Annotated in this window: 3 protein-coding genes and 2 pseudogenes; all 5 read left to right on the top strand. The window is 35.1% G+C overall.

From position 1 onward, the window contains the following. Nucleotides 1-545 (top strand): annotated as a pseudogene (locus tag AAC037_RS21650) (SDR family NAD(P)-dependent oxidoreductase); the annotation flags it as partial. A gap of 10 nt (nucleotides 546-555) precedes the next feature. Further along, entirely contained in the window at nucleotides 556-945 is a 390-nt protein-coding gene (locus AAC037_RS21645) for a DoxX family protein (RefSeq protein WP_339905550.1), read from the top strand. Nucleotides 946-1,037: 92 nt separating this feature from the next. After that, on the top strand, nucleotides 1,038-1,886 hold the full coding sequence (locus tag AAC037_RS21640) for a class III extradiol ring-cleavage dioxygenase (RefSeq protein ID WP_339905548.1): 849 nt from the start codon (nucleotides 1,038-1,040) through the stop codon (nucleotides 1,884-1,886). Nucleotides 1,887-2,238: 352 nt separating this feature from the next. After that, entirely contained in the window at nucleotides 2,239-2,844 is a 606-nt protein-coding gene (locus tag AAC037_RS21635; protein WP_339905547.1) for a hypothetical protein, read from the top strand. Between the two features lie 177 nt (nucleotides 2,845-3,021). Beyond that, a pseudogene (locus AAC037_RS21630) lies at nucleotides 3,022-3,635 on the top strand (sodium:calcium antiporter); the annotation flags it as partial.

Below are 3,635 nucleotides of genomic sequence, written 5' to 3'. Positions count from 1 at the left end.
AAACGGAAACTTCTCCCATTGCCTTTCTTGCGAAGTCGCATATTGATACCGAAAAATGGATAGAGGAGAGTGACTTGGATTATACCATTCTTAAAAACAATCTGTACATGGATTTTTTGCCAATGTTTTTTGGCGAAAAAGTATTAGAAACAGGAATCTTTTTACCTGCAGGAAAAGGAAAGGCCGCATTTACCCTAAGAAATGAAATGGCTGAAGCAACTGCCAATATTTTAATAGAAGATGGGCATATCAATAAGTCTTATAATTTTTCAAATTCTGAAAATCCAAGCATTCAAGAGCTAGCTGATATACTAGGAAGCATTACAGGGAAAAGCATTAAATATGTTAGTCCTGATCAAGAAACCTATAAAAAAGTGTTGACTGAGGCAGGAGTACCTGCTGATTATATTGGTGTTTTTGCAGGTTTCGCCGAAGCTATCAATCAAGGTGAATTAGAAAACCATGCCGGAGATTTGGAAAAAGTTTTAAGGAGAAAACCTACTTCAGCTAGTGAATTTTTAAATAAAGTATATAACAAAAGTTAATTCAGAAAACATGAATACAAAAACATTGAACATTTTACTTTGGGTAGCTCAAGTAATTTTGGCAATTATGTTTATAATGGCTGGTGGGATGAAAACTTTTCAGCCTATCAAAGAAATAGCAATTTCTATCCCTTGGGTGACCGAAGCACCGGTCCTATTAATAAGGTTTATTGGACTTTCTGAATTATTAGGTGGCCTGGGATTGTTGCTTCCTTCCTTGTTAAAAATTAAACCCACACTTAGTGTATTAGCTGCTTATGGTTTGGTAATAGTCATGATTTTGGCTACTATTTTCCATGTGTTTAAGGGTGAGTTTCAAGCGATAGGGATGTGTGTATTTCTGGGTTTAGCAGCCTACTTTATTGCTTGGGGAAGAAGTAAAAAAGTGAAAATTGCATAGTATTATACCAAGTAAGGAGATCGTTTAATTGACGAGCTCCTTACTTCATCATGTGTAAACTGAAAAGAAAATCAGCAATATCAATTGTAGCTATGAATGACTTACATCAATTAAAAGCATTTACAGATGCCTTACCTAAACAAAGCAAGCGAATGCCTGTCTTATTTACCTCTCATGGTAATCCTATGGATATTCCTATGAAGAAAGAGGAACGTCCATTCTGGAACACTTTATTTGAATTAGGTAAAACCTTACAAAAAGACTATGAGGTTAAAGCTGCTTTGATAATTTCAGCCCATTGGTGTACCAATGGAACATTTGTTAATATTTCTCGAAAACAAGAGCAAATCTTCGATTATTATGGTTTTCCAAAACACTTTTATGATCCAAGGTACCATGCCGAGGGAGCACCAGAAATAGCTCAAGAAGTTACTAGAATTGTACCTTCAGTAGGGCAAACTGAAGATTGGGGCCTGGATCATGGCGCTTGGCCTATGCTTATGCACTTATTTCCAAATGCCGATGTTCCTGTATTTCAAATGAGTATTGATTATCATGCAAATCCAAATTATCATTATCACTTAGGAAATCAATTAAAACCCTTAAGGGAAAAAGGCGTCCTGATAATAGGAAGTGGCTCCTTAATTCATAACTTACAAATGGCTGGACAAAAAATGAGAAGTGGTGATATGACTCCCTATGGTTGGGAAGCAGAATATGATTTTTGGTTAAAAAAACAGATTGATGACCGTAACTTTGATAATCTAATTAAATATGAAACAAGCCACAAACTGGGGAAAATAGCTTCTCCCACTCCTGACCATTATGTGCCCGTTTTGTACAGTTTAGGTATATCAGATAAGAAGGATAATATCAAATATTTTTATGATAGAGGACCCAACTTGCCTGCTTTTAGTGAACGTAGTTTTATAATTTTATAATTAAAATCAAACAGGTAACAGTTACGCATCCGGAATTATTCAATCTATTCAACATTTTTAACCTTAAAGCGCCAGAAGTTTGGGAAATAACTGCATTTAAGCCTAAGTCCAATAGAATCTAAAAATCAGGTTCTTTCTTAAAATCATCTAATTGTTTACGGACCAACTAGCTCCACATTAATAGATTTTTTCTGTTCAATTTTAAAAAGTTCTTATTAATATTTTACCCTACCTGGTGAGTTCCTTGTTTAAAATCCTTAATTTAATATGAAATAAGCTGAAGGAGTGAGGTGCATGGCTTGTTTATAAACTACTCCTAAGCTTGACACAGGTATATTCAACCAACATCATCATGGACAGAAAAAAATTTATTATCAGGTCAACATTAACAGCTTTCTCCCTGACCACATTTGGCTTTATAACCAAAGGAGCCAATGGAGAATATAAAGGTGACTGTGACACCACCAATGACATTTTAGGCCCATTCTATCGTCCGGATGCACCAATTCGTTCAGATTTGACCTACGAAGGTTTGAAAGGGACACGTCTGGAATTAAAAGGAAAAGTATTTAAGTCAGACTGTGCAACTGTGCTTCAAGATGCATTGGTAGAAATATGGCATTGCGATACTGAAGGCAAATATGATAATGATACCAAAGCATTTAGGCTACGAGCTGGTTTAAACACAAACATTAAGGGAGAGTATGCTTTTACAACCATTTTACCAGGCAAGTATTTGAATGGAGCACTGTATAGACCGGCTCATATTCATGTCCGGGTAACTGAAAAAAACAGCAAAGAATTAATCTCCCAAATTTATTTCAAAGGTGACCCACATATCGTGAAAGATCCTTGGGCTTCAAAAGACAAAGCAAAGCATAGAATTTTGGAAATAGCACCGGTGGACATAAACGGCAATCTGGCCATAAATTTCGACATTTACTTAAAAGCCAAATAAATCATCTGCTATCATCTTAAAAAAAAAAATTAAGCGTATCTTCCATATTCCTTGTCTGAAAAGTATAATTTAACATAAGAAATACGTAAAAGGAGAGGGGAGGAATTTCATCTCTACCTTCATAGTTATTTAGGGGGCTAAGTAATAGTTGTGGTGCATGAATAATAGCGAGAAAATATGGCAATAGCTTCTTTACTGATTGTTTTAGGGTTTATAAGCCTAATTTTTGGAGCGAATTGGCTCGTATCCGGAGCTTCTTCATTAGCGAAAAAAAATAATATTTCCGATTTAGTAATTGGATTGACAATTGTAGCTTTTGGTACATCGGCACCAGAATTAATCGTTAATTTTTTAGCTTCCTTAAACGGGTTTTCTGACATCGTTTTTGGAAATATTATCGGTAGTAATAATTTCAATTTGTTCATTATCCTTGGTATTGCAGGTCTCATTTATCCAATTACCGTTCAATCTTCCACAGCATGGAAAGAAATTCCTATTTCCCTGATTGTCGCCTTATTATTGTTGGTCCTTGCCAACGATTTTTTTATAAATCAAAACCCCGAAATTTCAAACATTGATGGCCTGATTTTATTGACCGGATTTGTTTGTTTTATTTATTATGTTTTTGCTCAATTGAAACAAGAGAAACCTGAAGAAATTGCCTTTGAAGAAAAGTCCAATTTTAAAATTTGGGCCTTGATAATATTTGGTATGGCAGGGCTTATCATTGGCGGGAAATTAGTTGTTGACAATAGTATAAATATGGCGACTGAATTAGGTGTTAGTCAAAA

This window comes from uncultured Cyclobacterium sp., assembly GCF_963976465.1.
In the GTDB taxonomy this organism is placed as follows: Bacteria; Bacteroidota; Bacteroidia; order Cytophagales; family Cyclobacteriaceae; genus Cyclobacterium.
The sequence above is the reverse complement of the archived record's forward strand: the minus strand, read 5'-3'. Positions and strand labels throughout refer to the sequence as shown.

Bases quoted from the DNA above. Each gene is read 5' to 3' on its own strand.
- AAC037_RS21640 (WP_339905548.1), top strand. From the start codon at position 1,038: ATGAATGACTTACATCAATTAAAAGCATTTACAGATGCCTTACCTAAA.
- AAC037_RS21635 (WP_339905547.1), top strand. From the start codon at position 2,239: ATGGACAGAAAAAAATTTATTATCAGGTCAACATTAACAGCTTTCTCC.
- AAC037_RS21645 (WP_339905550.1), top strand. From the start codon at position 556: ATGAATACAAAAACATTGAACATTTTACTTTGGGTAGCTCAAGTAATT.